Source organism: Anaerocolumna sp. MB42-C2 (genome assembly GCF_030913705.1).
In the GTDB taxonomy this organism is placed as follows: domain Bacteria; phylum Bacillota; class Clostridia; order Lachnospirales; family Lachnospiraceae; genus Anaerocolumna.
Map to the genome: position 1 here is coordinate 3,447,501 of NZ_CP133190.1, position 14,183 is coordinate 3,461,683.

At 36.5% G+C, this 14,183-nt stretch carries 8 protein-coding genes, 7 tRNA genes and 1 rRNA gene (1 of these 16 only partly in view); 14 read left to right on the forward strand and 2 right to left on the reverse strand.

Features of this window, described 5'->3' with window-relative positions; all coding sequences use genetic code 11:
• From RBU59_RS15205 to RBU59_RS15240, 8 genes are all read left to right on the forward strand, one after another.
• Positions 1 to 812 (forward strand): 23S ribosomal RNA (locus tag RBU59_RS15205); it begins 2,108 nt to the left of the window's first position.
• A gap of 56 nt (positions 813 to 868) precedes the next feature.
• Positions 869 to 942: transfer RNA gene (locus RBU59_RS15210), tRNA-Asp, on the forward strand.
• Between the two features lie 14 nt (positions 943 to 956).
• Positions 957 to 1,029 (forward strand) — tRNA-Val (locus RBU59_RS15215).
• Positions 1,030 to 1,058: 29 nt separating this feature from the next.
• Positions 1,059 to 1,131 (forward strand) — tRNA-Thr (locus tag RBU59_RS15220).
• Between the two features lie 82 nt (positions 1,132 to 1,213).
• Positions 1,214 to 1,295, forward strand: a tRNA-Tyr gene (locus tag RBU59_RS15225).
• A gap of 36 nt (positions 1,296 to 1,331) precedes the next feature.
• Positions 1,332 to 1,405: transfer RNA gene (locus tag RBU59_RS15230), tRNA-Met, on the forward strand.
• A gap of 71 nt (positions 1,406 to 1,476) precedes the next feature.
• A tRNA-Phe gene (locus RBU59_RS15235) sits at positions 1,477 to 1,549 on the forward strand.
• 67 nt (positions 1,550 to 1,616) lie between these two features.
• Positions 1,617 to 1,689, forward strand: a tRNA-Lys gene (locus tag RBU59_RS15240).
• Positions 1,690 to 1,848: 159 nt separating this feature from the next.
• On the opposite strand, the gene RBU59_RS15245 is transcribed toward RBU59_RS15240, so the two are convergent.
• The gene (locus tag RBU59_RS15245) at positions 1,849 to 2,697 is read right to left on the reverse strand and encodes a D-amino acid aminotransferase (protein ID WP_308143369.1); all 849 of its coding nucleotides are present in this window, start codon (positions 2,695 to 2,697) and stop codon (positions 1,849 to 1,851) included.
• A gap of 456 nt (positions 2,698 to 3,153) precedes the next feature.
• On the opposite strand from RBU59_RS15245, the gene fsa reads away from it, so the two are divergent.
• From fsa to RBU59_RS15265, 4 genes are all read left to right on the forward strand, one after another.
• Entirely contained in the window at positions 3,154 to 3,807 is a 654-nt protein-coding gene (gene fsa / locus RBU59_RS15250; RefSeq protein ID WP_308143370.1) for a fructose-6-phosphate aldolase, read from the forward strand.
• A 27-nt stretch (positions 3,808 to 3,834) separates the two neighbouring features.
• Positions 3,835 to 5,820, forward strand: a complete 1,986-nt coding sequence (gene tkt, locus RBU59_RS15255) for a transketolase (RefSeq protein ID WP_308143371.1) — start codon at positions 3,835 to 3,837, stop codon at positions 5,818 to 5,820.
• Positions 5,821 to 6,206: 386 nt separating this feature from the next.
• Complete coding sequence (locus tag RBU59_RS15260; protein WP_308143372.1) at positions 6,207 to 6,890, forward strand: response regulator transcription factor; 684 nt, start codon at positions 6,207 to 6,209, stop codon at positions 6,888 to 6,890.
• Position 6,891: 1 nt separating this feature from the next.
• Positions 6,892 to 8,322 (forward strand): HAMP domain-containing sensor histidine kinase, encoded by a 1,431-nt coding sequence (locus tag RBU59_RS15265; protein WP_308143373.1) that lies wholly within the window; start codon positions 6,892 to 6,894, stop codon positions 8,320 to 8,322.
• A 90-nt stretch (positions 8,323 to 8,412) separates the two neighbouring features.
• On the opposite strand, the gene RBU59_RS15270 is transcribed toward RBU59_RS15265, so the two are convergent.
• Positions 8,413 to 10,920 carry a GH39 family glycosyl hydrolase gene (locus tag RBU59_RS15270; protein WP_308143374.1) on the reverse strand — a complete coding sequence of 836 codons (2,508 nt, stop codon included), beginning with the start codon at positions 10,918 to 10,920 and terminating at the stop codon, positions 8,413 to 8,415.
• 321 nt (positions 10,921 to 11,241) lie between these two features.
• Between RBU59_RS15270 and pgmB the strand changes: the two genes are divergently transcribed.
• Together pgmB and RBU59_RS15280 are read left to right on the forward strand one after the other, a co-directional pair.
• Entirely contained in the window at positions 11,242 to 11,931 is a 690-nt protein-coding gene (gene pgmB / locus RBU59_RS15275; RefSeq protein ID WP_308143375.1) for a beta-phosphoglucomutase, read from the forward strand.
• Positions 11,918 to 13,636 (forward strand): glycoside hydrolase family 3 protein, encoded by a 1,719-nt coding sequence (locus RBU59_RS15280; RefSeq protein ID WP_308143376.1) that lies wholly within the window; start codon positions 11,918 to 11,920, stop codon positions 13,634 to 13,636. The genes pgmB and RBU59_RS15280 overlap by 14 nt, the downstream gene beginning before the upstream one ends.
• Positions 13,637 to 14,183 lie beyond the last annotated feature (547 nt).

Here is a 14,183-nt window from a genome sequence, read left to right on the forward strand (position 1 = left end):
ATACTGGGATTCGGTATTGCATGCACAGGATAGGTGGGAGGCTTGGAAGCTACGACTCCGGTCGTGGTGGAGCCACTGTTGGGATACCACCCTTGCAGTATTGGATTTCTAACATGTGCCCGTGATCCGGGCAGTGGACAATGTCAGGTGGGGAGTTTGACTGGGGCGGTCGCCTCCGAAAGGGTATCGGAGGCGCTCAAAGGTCTTCTCAGAATGGTTGGAAACCATTCGCAGAGTGCAAAGGCATAAGAAGGCTTGACTGCGACACCGACGGGTGGAGCAGGTAGGAAACTAGGACTTAGTGATCCGGTGGTATAAAGTGGGATTGCCATCGCTCAACGGATAAAAGCTACCCTGGGGATAACAGGCTTATCACTCCCAAGAGTTCACATCGACGGAGTGGTTTGGCACCTCGATGTCGGCTCATCGCATCCTGGGGCTGTAGTAGGTCCCAAGGGTTGGGCTGTTCGCCCATTAAAGCGGTACGCGAGCTGGGTTCAGAACGTCGTGAGACAGTTCGGTCCCTATCCGGCGCGGGCGTAGGATATTTGAGAGGAGCTGACCTTAGTACGAGAGGACCGGGTTGGACTGACCTCTGGTGGATCGGTTGTACTACCAAGTGCATGGCCGAGTAGCCAAGTCGGGAAGGGATAAACGCTGAAGGCATCTAAGCGTGAAGCCCCCCTCAAGATAAGATATCCCATAGCGTAAGCTAGTAAGACCCCTTGAAGACGACAAGGTGGATAGGTTAGAGGTGGAAGTGCAGTAATGTATGGAGCTGACTAATACTAATAGGTCGAGGGCTTGACCATAAAGTGTTTGTTCATAAAATTAGATGAAATTAATGTGTTAGTGTAAGTCAAGTATTGGCCTAGTGGCTCAGTTGGTTAGAGCGCCGCCCTGTCACGGCGGAGGTCGAGGGTTCGAGTCCCTTCTGGGTCGTTTAGTTAGAATATGGGATCTTAGCTCAGCTGGGAGAGCATCTGCCTTACAAGCAGAGGGTCATAGGTTCGAGCCCTATAGGTCCCATTTAACTACAATGACTAAATGGTTTTGTTGCCGACGTGGCTCAATTGGCAGAGCAGCTGACTTGTAATCAGCAGGTTATCGGTTCGAGTCCGATCGTCGGCTTAGATGAAAAATTTTCATCTATAATATGCAATAAGTAATAATTGCATATTATAAAGTACTATGATGTTTACATCTTATATTTGGATGGATTCCCGAGTGGCCAAAGGGGGCAGACTGTAAATCTGTTAGCGACGCTTTCGAAGGTTCGAATCCTTCTCCATCCACTTGTTTGAAAAAACAAAATTACAAAAAAATATTGTCGCGGGGTGGAGCAGTCTGGAAGCTCGTCGGGCTCATAACCCGAAGGTCATAGGTTCAAATCCTATCCCCGCAATTCGAAAACTGAATAGTTTTCGTTAACCCGAAAAGAATGAAAGTTCTTTGGGGGTCAACGAAGTTGGCCTTGCCCAGATAGCTCAGTCGGTAGAGCAGAGGACTGAAAATCCTCGTGTCGCTGGTTCGATTCCGGCTCTGGGCATTTTTTATTGGATATGTGAACTACATAACAGCAGTGATGTTATTGATAAATCCAATTCAATAAATATGGGATATTAGCTCAGTCGGTAGAGCACTTGACTTTTAATCAAGGTGTCCCGGGTTCGAATCCCGGATGTCTCATTAAGACTAGGAAAAGACTATATTATCTAATATAGTCTTTTTTTTGTTCGCCCAAGCCGGGCGTAAACTTATGTAGTCTTATGGAGTAAAGGTCTTGATTTGCATAATACCTTTGTAGTGGTATATAGAGGTAAAAAGGTTCTTTACGTTTTTGTAGTATTATAAAGCACCGGTTTCCTGTTGAAATTTTTTTAAAGCAGATTTTTGTAATATATTTAGTAAATCCGGGGCTTTTCCTCCAACCGGAAAGCCGTCTATTTCAGAGGCAGCAATACATAGTGCACCAGCGCTTGTAACAATCACTTCATCGGCGTCCATTAGATCATTTAATGTAAATGGAGATTCATCCACAGGAATTCCGTTTTGTCTGCAAAAATGTAACAAATGACCTCTGGTTATCCCCGGTAAGACAAGATTATCCAGGGGTGCAGTTCTTAATACACCGTTTTTTAGAATAGAGATATTACTATGTGCACACTCTGTCACCCTATCCTCTCTATGAAATACAGCTTCATCACAGCCGGCTTCCGCTGCTTTTTGACTCGCCATTACATTTGGCAGTAGATTTAGTGTTTTAATATTACAATGAAAATATCTGGTATCTTCCACTGTTATTAATTTAAACTTCTGATAAATATCTTTAATACTTCCCGGTTTAATCATAATCCATAGATTAGATGGAATATCAGACTCAGGATAAGCATGATTTCTAATAGCAGTTCCTCTGGTAACCTGCCAATATAAAAATTGTTCTGGACTGTCGACTTTATTAACCATTTCCTGTAAAAGATTCTTTAGATCTTTTTTGCTAGGTACAATTGGTATACCTATCATTTTTGCACTGTTAAAGAAACGGTCAACATGATCATCCAATGAGTAAATGAGATGGTTTGCAGTATAGGTAGCATCATATACTCCATCACCGAAATAACATACCCTATCATTCATAGGAATCTTCATATCTTCTATAAGACCGAACGATCCGTTATAGTAACCTAAATTTTCCATATAGCTTTCCTCCTATAATTTTTATTATTATATTAACATAGATCAGAGAATATTTAAAAGTGTTTTGTATTTAAGGTATAATTTTAAAGTGATTTTTAAGGTTACTGTTCATAGATAATAAACGCGACGTGTTTTTTGTGAGTGTAGCGAAGCGAAAGTCACAGAAAACCGGAGAATTGCAGCGCCAAAACGATGCCTCCTCGTTTTGTGTGCATCGCGAAGTCTGTTATTGTTTACGGAACTGCTGATTTTTGCAGGTGAGTGAACAGTAACTTCTTAAGGACACAAAATATTTATTTTTTTATTGCATTATAGTATTGATTATAGTATATTATATTTATATGTGAATATGTTTTGGATGTATTATATTATTTCTTTTATAAAAATTTTGGATTTTAAATTTGTTTAGTTATTAAACTAACAATAAAAATTTACTAAAACCAAGGGGGCTTTAAAATGAAATTTTTTATTGATACTGCTAATGTAGAAGATATCAAAAAGGCAAATGAAATGGGTGTAATCTGCGGTGTTACAACGAACCCATCCTTAATCGCAAAAGAAGGAAGAAATTTTGTTGAAGTTATTAAAGAAATTGCATCCATTGTAGACGGACCAATCAGTGGTGAAGTAAAAGCTACTACGGTTGATGCTGCAGGTATGATTGAAGAAGGCAGAGAAATTGCTAAAATTCATCCAAATATGGTTGTAAAAATTCCTATGACGGTAGAAGGATTAAAAGCAACAAAGGTTCTTTCAAGTGAAGGAATTAAGACTAATGTTACTTTGATTTTTTCAGCTAATCAGGCATTATTAGCTGCAAGAGCAGGTGCAACCTACGTATCTCCGTTTTTAGGCCGCTTAGATGATATTTCTATGCCTGGTATCGATTTAATTAGGACTATTTCTGAAATATTTGATATCTATAATTTTGATACTGAAATTATCGCAGCCAGTGTAAGAAATCCGGTTCATGTTACTGATTGTGCTCTGGCAGGAGCAGATATTGCAACAGTTCCTTACAGTGTTATCGAACAATGTACAAAACATCCGTTAACTGATCAAGGAATTGAAAAATTCCAGAAAGACTATAAAGCTGTATTCGGAGAATAAATTATATATATTACAGGAGGAAATAAAATGAGTAACATTGATACTTTATCAGTAAATGCCATAAGGGTATTATCAGCTGATGCAGTACAAAAGGCAAATTCCGGACATCCTGGGCTTCCTTTAGGATCAGCTGCAATGGCATATGAATTATGGGCAAAACATATGAATCATAATCCTAAGAATCCCAAGTGGCCTAACAGGGATCGTTTTGTATTATCCGGCGGTCATGGTTCAACCCTTTTATATTCATTATTACACCTATTTGGTTATGGTGATTTATCAACAGATGATTTAGCTAACTTCAGACAATTAAATTCATTAACACCAGGACATCCGGAATACGGACATACTGTCGGTGTGGAAGCAACCACAGGACCTTTGGGTGCCGGTATGGCAATGGCTGTAGGAATGGCAATGGCAGAAGCTCATATAGGAGCTAAGTTTAATAAAGAAGAATTTCCTGTAATGGATCATTACACCTATGTACTTGGCGGTGACGGATGTATGATGGAGGGTATTTCATCCGAAGCATTTTCTTTAGCAGGCACTTTAGGTTTAAATAAATTAATTGTTTTATACGATTCCAATAAAATTTCCATTGAAGGAAGTACAGATATTGCTTTCACAGAAGATGTTAAAAAGCGTTTTGAGGCTTTTGGTTTTCAGACATTAGTGGTAGAAGATGGTAATAATCTGGAAGAAATCGGCGCGGCAATCGAACAGGCTAAGGCTGATAAGACAAGACCTACCATGATTACGGTTAAAACTAAAATCGGTTTCGGATCTCCGAAAGAGGGAATGGCAAGTGCACATGGGGAACCTTTAGGTGTTGAGAATGTTGCAGCTATGAGAGAAAAGTTAGGATGGTCACATACGGACGCATTTTTTGTACCAGAAGTTGTTTATGATAACTTTAAAGCAATTGCTGATAAAAATGCAAAAGTAGAAGAAGAATGGAATCAGATGTTTAATAAGTATTGTAAAGCTTATCCTGAAATGAAAGAACTTTGGGAAAAGTATCATAATGAATCCATTGCAAAAGATCTTATAAATAATGAAGAATTCTGGGCATATCCTGATAAGCCTGATGCAACTAGAAATTTATCCGGTATGGTTATTAATAGAATTAAAGATTTAGTACCAGGTTTCATTGGAGGTTCTGCAGATCTTGCACCATCTACTAAAACCTATATGAAGGACGAGGGTGATTTTTCTAAAGAGAATTATGCCGGACGTAACTTACATTTTGGTGTTAGGGAACTTGCAATGGCGGCAATCGGAAACGGACTTGCCTTGCATGGCGGTTTAAGGCCATTTGTGTCGACATTCTTTGTATTCAGTGACTATGTGAAACCAATGGCAAGATTAACATCCTTAATGGGACTTCCTTTAACTTATGTTTTAACTCATGACAGTATTGGTGTAGGAGAAGACGGACCTACCCATGAGCCGGTCGAACAGTTAGCAATGTTACGTGCAATGCCAAATTTTACGGTGTTCAGACCTGCGGATGCTACGGAAACTATTGCGGCATGGTATTATGCTGTTACATCAACCGGTACACCAACTGCATTGGTATTGACCCGTCAGAATCTTCCTCAATATGCAGGTTCCAGTAAAGAAGCATTAAAAGGCGGATATATTATTGCGGATTCCTCAAAAGAAATTCCAGATGGTATTATTATGGCAAGTGGTTCTGAGGTTGAACTAGGTATTAAGGCAAAAGAAGAACTTGCTAAAGAAGGAATTGACATTAGAGTTGTCAGTATGCCATCACTGGACTTATTCGAAGCTCAGAGTGCAGAATATAAGGAAAGTATCTTGCCTAAGAAAGTCAGAGCAAGAGTTGCAGTAGAGGCAGCAATAGACTTTGGATGGGGCAAATATGTCGGATTAGACGGTGCATATGTAACGATGAAAGGTTTTGGAGCATCTGCGCCGGCTGGAGAATTATTTAAGAAATTTGGCTTTACAACTGAAAATGTAGTAGCTGCCGTGAAATCTGTACTATAACATATTTTCATTAATATTATTTTTCAATATTATATTTATCCGTTATAGTTAAAGGAATTTAATATGATAGACCTCGTGTTTACTAATTATAGAATAGTAAAATAATTTTATTTTAATAGTAAAATAAGTTATTTACCAGTTTATAATGGGAGACATGGGGTCTGTTTTAATATTAAATATTTCTTTAAGTTCCTATGCTTTTGACAGTGTTGTAAAAAGTGACCAAATTCATGATGTTCACGGATCTGTCGTTTTTTGGCAGGTGTGTGAAAATTAACACAAACTTATATTTCTAATAAAACTTTAATATATAGTTATTGAAAAATATTTAGTTAACCGATAGAATGGTGATAGATATTCTTTTGTAATAGGAGGAGTTATATAGTATGGCGAAGATATTAATCGTTGAAGATGAAAGCAAAATAGCAAGATTTGTGGAATTAGAACTTAAATATGAAGGTTATGAGGTAGAAATAGCAGCAGACGGAAGGACAGGGTTAGAAAAGGCATTACGGAAAGATGTTGATTTAGTGCTTCTTGATATTATGCTTCCAGGCATTAGCGGAATTGAAGTATGCAGAAGAATCAGAATGGAATCCGCAGTTCCAATTATTATGCTGACTGCGAAAGATGATGTTACAGATAAGGTAGCCGGATTAGATATGGGTGCAGATGATTATATGACAAAACCATTCGCAATTGAAGAACTTTTAGCCAGAATCCGTGTATCCCTAAACAGACACGCTAAATTATTGCAGCCTAAAGCAGACCTGCTTCAGATTGGCAGTCTGAAACTTAATTTATCCAGTCATAGTGCATATTACGGGGAAGAAGAATTAACACTGACTAAAAAAGAATATGAATTATTGGAATATTTGATTCGAAATAAGAACATTGCTATTACAAGAGAGCAGTTATTAAATAATGTTTGGGATTATGAGTATCTTGGTGATACCAATGTAGTGGATGTATATATCCGTTACCTCAGACAGAAAATTGATGATAAATACGGAATTCATTTAATTAATACAGTACGAGGGGTGGGTTATATTATCAAGGATGAAATTTAATTTGAGAGAAAATATTAGGCAGTTATTAATTAAGATTGTATTGCCATTCAGGAGAAAGAAAGAAGAATGGCTGGGCAAATTTCGATTTTCTATTGCTTTTCGTATTTCGCTCCATTACTTAAAACTCTTAATCATTAACGGAGCGGTTTCTGTGATTATATTTATCATGTTATATTATGGAGCGGAATGGAGAAGTTACAATAAAAAGGCAGATCAAATCACGGAAAATTTACTAAATGTTGCGGGAAAACCATTAAATGGAGTAATTTTTAATCCATATGTAATAGATGGACTTACATTAAAAATAATCAGTAAAGACACCAACTCGGTTATTTACAATGATATAGAGAAGGATTATTCCGATGATAAAAAATTTTTTGGGCATATTACTTATCATAGGGAAAATAATGCCTTGATGCCAATCATTATTATTTCAGAGGATAATGAGGTCACAGCAGGAGGTATAACATATAAATTGTTTTTTCAATATAATCTGGAAGAAAACGGCGAGAAATTAAACTGGCTTCTTGGATTTATGACGGTTCTGTATCTATTATTAGTTTATATAATTATTAAACAAGGAAAGAAAAGTGATAAGAAATTATTAGAACCGATTTATGAAATGTCTGCTTCTGCTAACCACCTTACTGTTAATAATCTTCATAGTCAGAGGCTGAACATAGAAGGTACGAAAAATGAGTTAAAAGATCTGGCAAATGTGATAAATAGTATGTTAGACCGTATTGAAGTATCCTATGAAAGTCAAAAGCAATTTGTATCAGACGCGTCACATGAACTACGTACTCCAATTGCCGTAATCCAGGGTTATGGAAATCTCCTAAGTCGTTGGGGAACCAAAGATGAAGAGGTATTACGGGAATCTATTGAGGCAATTAATAATGAAGCAAAATCAATGCAAGATTTAGTGGAAAAGCTACTTTTTTTATCCAGGCATGATAAAAAAACCTTAAAACTTGAAAAAATTAAGTTTAATATGTGTCATGTGGTAGAAGAAATGGTGAAAGAAACCCGTTTGGTCACATCAAACCGGATTATTGAGAGTCCAATCTTAGAAGACATAATTGTATATGGTGACAAACAGGCTCTTAAACAGGCTATCCGTGTATTTATAGACAATGCAGTAAAATATACCAGGGATGGTGATACCATTTCAATAAAGTGCCAAAATGATGACGGAGACTGTGTAATTACAGTACAGGATACCGGCATCGGTATGACGCGAAAAGACGTAAATAATATTTTTGAGCGATTCTATCGCTCAGACCAGGTAAGAAACGAAAAAATATATGGTCATGGACTGGGGTTATCCATTGCTAAATTAATTATATTAGGCCATACGGGTAAAATAAAGGTTAGATCCCAGCTGACAAAAGGGACAACCTTCATTATTACCTTGCCGAGAAGGTTTTAAGTAACCGTGGAAGCTCGATATTAGATATCTACACTCCTTGCACAGGATAATTCATCTATTCCGGTTGCATCAGGGAATGGATGAATAGAATCATTCTTTTTTCGTTATCCGGATCAGGCGAATTTCAAAAGGTTCTAGTACAGCCTTGTAATCCAGTGCCTGGTTTGTAACGGAACAAATCGTTTTTTTCAATAATGGATGGGATAATTGCTTTAAGGTTTCAACTTCTTCTGTTTCCAAGGGGACAGCACCCATTTCCAACCATTTATCATAGCAGCTTCCATAGTTGCGATTTACGATTTCTTCCGTTAAGGTATATTCACCATCTCCCAGACCGGATAATGTAAAGATAAGTTCTTTTTTTGAATCATCCGGGAAAACTTCATAACGGCTGGTATAGGAAAAATTAAAATTTAAACCTTTACTGTAAAGATCAGAAAAATGACAGTAATTATATAAAATAATGCTAAAATCATCTATATTTTTAGTTTTCGTAATAAAATAACCCTCACCCTGCTCTATCAAACTTTCTTTTAATTTAGATAAAAAAAGGTAGGAATAGTAAGCAGGTTTTTTAATGCCGTTTTTCGTAAAATGACCCACACCGCCATGAAACAGGTCAGCAGGAAAAGACAATTCTTCCATCCAGTCGGATAGGCACCAGTGACAGAAACTGTCTGCTTTAGTATAGTTTTTAAGGATATTTCTTATAAAATAGGCAGATGCATAGCAGGTATCATTAAGTAATTCCCGGTGTGAAGGGCTAAGGTTCCACTCGGTTATATAAAGTGGTTTATTACTCCGGCCAGGCAGATTATTATTCAGCATATCCAGGTATGTTCCGAAAGCATCGGGATCGTTGCTTAAGGACAGGCTACAATTTGACATATATTCCATAAACTTATCATTATCAAATTCTTTTAGTTTATTCCTAGGTGAACCGGACGTAGGATAAAAATGAAATAAATAGATATCCGGTATACAATTGTTATCTTCCATATATTTTAATGCATATTGCATAGTATCAGTCGACAAATTGCTGTTTACATAGGATGTATTTGCAAATTGTAATTGAGGATTCACCTTTTTAACTGCATTTCTGGTTATTTCATATAACTGAAGTGATATTTCCCTGCTTTTAAAATCAAAAGGAAAATTAGACAAGGTTTCATTCCAGAACGTAAAAATCCACCCGGAGATTTCCGAAAAGCCGTATCTTTTAAGAATGTGTTTGGTAAACTGGGTTACAAGGTATTCCCATTTGGTGTAATCTTTTGGTTCGCTCATAATAAAAGGGATGGCAAAAAATTCTTTTTCCGGTGTTTCAGCCAGGGCTTTTGGCATAAAAGAGTATTGAATCAGGGGAGATAAATGAATGCTTAAAAGAAAATCCAGTATTTCATCAATCATATTAAAATTTAATACCGGACAACCTGCAGAATCTTCCCGATAAACCATTAGAGCATCATCGAAAATACCATGAAATTTAATATAACGAAATCCAATTTCTTTTTGCTGTGTTATCAGCATATCCTGTATATTCCTATATAGAATTTCTTTAGCACGTCCGACAGAACAAAAAGTCAGAGCAGGATTGGTAAAAGGTGTGGTTGCCCTGGTATTAATGCTGCCGAGATTTACTTTATGACGCTCATTTTCCATTTTGTTTTTAAAGTTATTCTTATTTAGATAGGCGGAAAGTTTACCAAAAAAATCATATTTGTCCAGGTTTAAATAACTGCTGTTTTGAGCAGAATCCAAATGATCTAATGGAATGGAATCATACTTTTTCTCTTTCCTGAATTGGCTGGGAAGTTCATTATATTGCTTACGGAAAAAGGATGCATAGGAACGGGGGCTTGAAAAACCACAAAGCTCCGCTATTTTTTCTATGGAATAATCCGTATTTAGTAAATAGTCAAGAGAATGTTCAATTCTTATCTTGGTTAAATAATTTGTAATAGAGATATTCATATTTTTTTCAAAAAAATGAGATAAATAGGATGGAGACAGATATTCTAACTCCGCTAATTCATGTAAGGTAATTTCTCTGTTATAATTTTTTTCTATATACTCAATAAGCTTTCCCAGGCGTTCCATTTGTTTCTGGGTGCGGACTACAGCAGGCTGTTCCGCTTTATAATGTATCAACAGCTCATATATTAGCCGGCAGGCATAAGAATAACTTAGCAATTGATTGTATGATACCGTACTGGTATTCAGTTCAATCAGCTTCGCAATGATTTCCCGTATATAATCAAAATGTTTATTATTTATCTGTAAAGAAGAGTTACAATGAAAAAATACATTTTCCGTATTAAGCCAGTCCATATGGAACATGGACAGACGTACCTGCAAAGCGATCAACACACAATCTTTACTGTAAGTCTCATGTACCTGATTGGAATTAATCAGGATCAGATCATTTTCTTTCAAGGTAAACCGTTCAGTTTCTATCCATACATCCAAATCGCCTGATAAAACCAGAAGAAGTTCTATACTTCTATGCCAGTGCTTTGATACACTTCCGATGCGTTGACAAAATAATTTTATGGGAAGATTTTTGCTGTATTCTATTATCTCATGATTACTGTTCATATCTCACCTCTGGTGTAATTGCCGAATCGTTCTTATAGCTAAATATAGCATACGAAAATATGGTTTACAAGAACAACTGCAAGTTTTTGCGTTTAATACAAGCTAAAAAATATCAGAGAAAGGGAAAAAAGCAAAAACCTGTATAAAAGCCCTAATGTTTCAGCATTGTTTAGAAAAAGCTTATACGATATGATTATATTAACAGGATATATTAATGGGTTTTTGTGTTTTGTATTTATGTACTAATCTAATAGTGTAAGGAAGTAGGTTGGCAGGGTGTTTTGTAAACGATATAAGCATAGAAGAGAGGTGAATTAGGTATTGGATAAAATAAAGGGTTTACTATTTGATTTGGACGGAGTTATTGTGGACACAGCTAAATATCATTATTTAGCATGGAAAGAATTAGCGGAAAAACTTAAGATACCTTTTACGGAAAAAGACAATGAAAGATTAAAAGGGGTAAGCCGTAAACAGTCTTTTAATATCATCCTGGAAATTGGAGGAATTGATCTAACCGATGAGGAAAAAGAAAAATATTGCACTATAAAAAATAATATTTACCTTAAGTATATCAATGAATTAAAACGGGAGGAAATATTAACTGGGGTAAATGAATTTTTAGAGGATGCCAAAAATAAGGGATATAAAATCGCGTTAGGCTCAGCCAGTAAAAATGCCGGTGTAATTTTATCAAGATTAATGCTAAATAATACTTTTGATGCTGTTATTGACGGCACCATGGTAAATACAGCCAAACCCGATCCGGAAGTATTTTTATTAGGTGCAAAAGAACTGGGGTTAAATAAGGAGTGCTGTATCGTCTTTGAAGATGCCAAAGCAGGTATCGAAGCCGCGCATAATGGGGGAATGAAAGCTATAGGAATCGGACAAAAGGAAAACCTCCCCAATGCAGATATTTGTATTCCGGGACTTTTTAATATTACAATTGATGATTTAATAAGCAGGTTGAAGGATTTAAATAAAGGAGATTGCTATGATAGATTATAAATTATTAGAAAAGAAACCGTTTTATCTTTCTTGCGAGGATATAGACTGGGTTAAAAGCACCTTGGAGGGAATGACCACGGAAGAAAAAATAGGCCAGTTATTTTGCCTGATTGCTTATAGCAGTGAAGAAGATGTGTTAAAGGCATATGTAACAAAATATAAAATCGGTGGCTGTATGGGAAGGCCTATGCCACTGGAGGAGATATGCAAAACTATTACCTGTATGCAGGAAAATACCAAGATTCCATTATTAATATCAGCTAACTTTGAAGCAGGAGGAGATGGATTAATCAATGAAGGAACCAATATTGGTCCGAATATGCAGACGGCTGCAGCAGGAACCTCGGAATTTGCAGGAAAGATGGGATATGTATGTGGGAGAGAGGGAACTGCAGTAGGTGCAAATTGGGCATTCGCTCCTGTTATCGATATTGATAAAAATTTCCGGAATCCGATTATGGCAACAAGATTATTCAGTTCTGATGATAACCTGGTAAAAGATTGCGGTGTAGCTTATACAAAAGCCTGCCAGGAACAGGGTATGGCGGTATCCATCAAACACTTTCCCGGAGATGGGGTGGATGAAAGAGATCAGCATCTGGTTACCAGTATTAATTCCCTTTCCTGTGAGGAATGGGATGATACATACGGTGAAGTTTATAAAGCCTGTATTAAGGCAGGTGCTATGACGGTTATGGTAGGGCATATCATGCAGCCGGCTTATAGCAGGAAATTAAAACCGGGTATCAAAGACGAAGATATTATGCCCGCCACCTTAGCACCGGAATTAATCAATGGATTATTAAGAGACAAATTAGGGTTTAACGGAATGATAGTAACTGATGCAACTACCATGGCAGGTATGTGTATTCCAATGAGCAGGAAAAAAGCAGTACCTTATACCATTGCAGCAGGATGTGATATGTTCCTGTTTACAAAGAATTTGGAAGAAGATTATGAATTTATGCGAGCCGGAGTAGAAGATGGGACAATAACCGCAGAACGACTTAATGAAGCAGTTCTTAGAATACTTGGGTTAAAGGCAGCTCTTAAACTTCATAAGAAACAGACAGAGGGTACCTTGATACCGGATATAGAGAAAGCCAGAGAAATTGTTGGATGTAAGGAACATAAAGATATGGAACTGGATTGCTCCGATAAAACGATAACCTTGGTTAAAAATAAACAGGGTCTGATTCCGCTGAAAGTAGAGGTTTATAAGAGAGTACTTCTTTATCCTATTATTTCCGGCGAAAATGCCCTTGGTTATGCAGGTGGTGAAGATGTAACCGAAACGATGAAGGAAGCTCTTGAACAAGAAGGGTTTCTTGTTGATGTATTCGAAGCTCCCAAAGGATTAGAGGGAAGATCTTCAAAATATCAGGATATGCTGGATAAATATGACCTTCTTCTATACGTGGGTAATATGATTACAAAAAGCAACCAGACGGTAGTACGTATCGAATGGGCACAACCTATGGGTGCAAATTGTCCGAATTACCAGGCAGACATCCCAACTATATTTATATCCTTTGCAAATCCATATCATTTAATTGATGCACCCAGAATTCGAACCTATATTAATGCATATAAGTTTAAAAAGTCCAATGTGGATGCAGTAATGGATAAGCTGCTTGGAAGAAGTGAATTTAAAGGAATAGATCCGGTTGATTCATTCTGCGGAATGTGGGATACCAGATTATAAAGGAGAAAATACAAAATTAGGTGTAACAAAAGTAAATGGGAGGCTAAATATTATAACTCCTTCTAATCAAATGTTATTTTTTTTTATAAATATTTTTATTATTTTTTTAAAAACATATGAAAATTTAAAAAATGATCCAATATAACACGCTAATCTAAAATAAATTAAGCCTAAAATAAAACTTATTAAACATAATAATGCCATAAATTTGCTCCCTTTTAATAATTTTACCAAATTGGATTTATTAGAAATACTATTCATGCAGCTTATATTATACACTAATTTTATATAGTAAAAAAATATATATCATGTTTTTTATTTATTGGTGTGATTCCTTATTATCACATAGTAACATTTGTCGTTTTTTGACATATTATGTACTGAGGGCAAGCCTCAAAAAAATAAGAAGGGATGAATCATCATGCCAACCGTAACAGTTAACATTTCGGACACTACTTTTGTTTCTTCTACTTTTCCAATACAAATTATTCAATTAATCCTATTATTTATGCAGGAACGGATGTAATATTTGGTAATACGATTAGTT